The organism is Leptolyngbya sp. FACHB-36 (genome assembly GCF_014695955.1).
Classification (GTDB): Bacteria; Cyanobacteriota; Cyanobacteriia; order Leptolyngbyales; family Leptolyngbyaceae; genus FACHB-36.
On record NZ_JACJPG010000301.1, the window covers coordinates 1 to 2,375 of the forward strand.

Sequence of the window (2,375 nt, forward strand, 5' to 3'; positions counted from 1 at the left end):
CTAATCTGCCGCACTTGGGTCACGGCTGTTTGGGTCAAAATCTGCACACCTTCTGCCTCTAGCTGTGCCTGGATTAGATAGGCGGCCTGTGGGTCTTCGAGGTGCAGAATATGCTTTGCAGGCGTAACCAGCGTTACCGATCGCCCCAACCGTTGGAGAGTTTGCGCCAGTTCAACTTCAGTGGCATTTGAGCCAAGAATCACGACGCGGTTCAGATGATCGATCGCCTCCTGCTGGAGCACGGTTCGCGCTGTTTGGTAGCCTGCTGCTTCAAGCCCAGGAATATCCAGCGTAGAAGCAGGCGGATTGACCGAGAAGAACTTTACCAACAGTTTCTCAATGACGGGCAAATTCTCCATTGCCAATAGGTACGCTCGCGATCGCAGCGATCGACCATTCACAAGAAATCCCAGCGCAGGCTTGCGATGAAATTCGCCGCTGCCTGCAATGACCTCGACGCCGCGCGAGGCCAGCACTGCTGCAGAATCCGTGACCGCGATCGCCCGCTCTGCGGTCTCTACCCAGCGCTGTGTCTGCTTCCACACCTGCGGTTTCCACGTCTGCGATCGCGCCTCTGTGTCACACAGTCCTAGGCGATTTGCCCGCTGCACCTGATTAAGCGTGCGCCCAACTTCCAGTATCGTCTGATGCGCGATCACGTGGGTCGAGCATCCCTGCCCCTGCTCCACAAGAGCAACCCGCGCATTCCAATTTGCTGCAACGCTAGCAGCAAAGACGCCTGCTGCACTGCTGCCGATGATTACCAAATCGTAGTCAACAGACATTATTCGACAAACACAAATCGGGATGACTGGATTCGAACCAGCGGCCCCTTCGTCCCGAACGAAGTGCGCTACCAAGCTGCGCTACATCCCGCCACGCAAGTAAGTCTAGTCTAGAGTAGCACATCCAGTCACCACCCTTAGCTTCACGCCTAAAGGTCGATCGCTTCAAAGACTACGGCACCATCGCCACCTTAATAACTTGGCGCTGCTTCATTGCTTCAAACACGTTCTCTAATTGATTTAGCCGTTCTTGTTTACTCAGCAGCAACTCAAACGGAAGCGCACGACTAGCTAGTAATGACAATGCGGCTCTAACGTATTTAGGAGTGTTGTGAAATACCCCTTTAAGCGTCAGTTCGCTGTAGTGAAGTTGCTCAGTGCTTACGCTGATCGACGTGTCTCTTGGGCAACCACCAAACAAGTTCACCGTAGCACCGGGACGAGCACAGGCGATCGCCATTTCCCAAACTGAGGGAACGCCCGTCGCCTCAATTACAACATCCGCTCCCCATCCGTCAGTGAGTTCTCTCACCAGTCCCGGCACGTCTTCCACCTCGTGGTAGTTAAAGGTTTTAACCGCTCCAAACTTTTCACCCACTTGCAGTCGTTGAGGGCTGCCACCAAACAGAAAAACATTGGAATAGGGATGCGAGTGGGCTAGCTTCGGGTCTGCCCACTCCCCGTGACCCGAAGCCAGTGCCGCTACAAACATCAGCCCGATCGCCCCATCGCCGAGCACAACAACCCGATCATTGGGTTTCACAGTTGATCGCGCTGCACCATGCAAAACACACGCTAGCGGCTCGGTCATCGCTGCAAGATCGTATGGTAGATCGTTAGGAATAGGTAACAGATTGCGCTGAACGATCGACGCTGGAATTCTCAAATACTCGGCAAACGTACCATTATTAAAGGTCAGACTGGAACAGAGCGAGTATTCTTCCTTGTTGCAGAAGAAGCACGTCATACAGGGAGCAGAGTTGTTAGCAACAACACGATCTCCAATCTTCCAGCCAGTAACACCCTCACCTAAAGCGACAATTTCTCCAGCCGCTTCATGACCAAACAGTGTTGGTGGTTTTAGCATCTTAGCGTGCCCACCGCGTCTCCAAACCTTGAGGTCCGTGCCACAGGTCGTTGCGGCTCCCACCCGAATCACAACTTCTCCTGCGGTTGGAGTCAGGTCATCAACCTGCTCCAAGCGCAAATCTTCTTTTCCGTACAATACTGCGGCTAACAAAGCGGCTTAATTCCTTACATGACACTCGTTGATTTTACTTGGTTCTTAGCAACGATTTTCAAGCAACTAGACTGATGCTCGCACCTAACTATCTATTAGGAGAGCTTGTCGAGGCAAACATGGTAATCGTGGGGTTTCAAACAGTTCAGCCTCATCCAGAATTCGTAACGACAAGCCAAGTCGAGCAAAGCCTTTCAACGGGTCAGCAAAATTTAACCCACGATCGTGCTAAACAAACACAAAGCGCCCCCTCGGGGGCGCTTTGCAGAATCAATCAATCGCTAGAAGACGAGAACTAGCCGTTGATGGAAGGAGCCGACAGAGCAACCGGAGCCGCTTCGCCTGCTGCC

Annotated in this window: 2 protein-coding genes and 1 tRNA gene; all 3 read right to left on the bottom strand. The window is 52.8% G+C overall.

The features are described from left to right. Positions 1 to 785 (bottom strand): FAD-dependent oxidoreductase (locus H6F43_RS08215; protein ID WP_190342312.1); only part of this gene is annotated, 785 nt, incomplete at its 3' end. Between the two features lie 17 nt (positions 786 to 802). Then, positions 803 to 876, bottom strand: a tRNA-Pro gene (locus H6F43_RS08220). Positions 877 to 957: 81 nt separating this feature from the next. Continuing rightward, positions 958 to 2,025, bottom strand: coding sequence for an alcohol dehydrogenase catalytic domain-containing protein (locus H6F43_RS08225; RefSeq protein ID WP_190342313.1), 1,068 nt, complete (start codon positions 2,023 to 2,025; stop codon positions 958 to 960). Positions 2,026 to 2,375 lie beyond the last annotated feature (350 nt).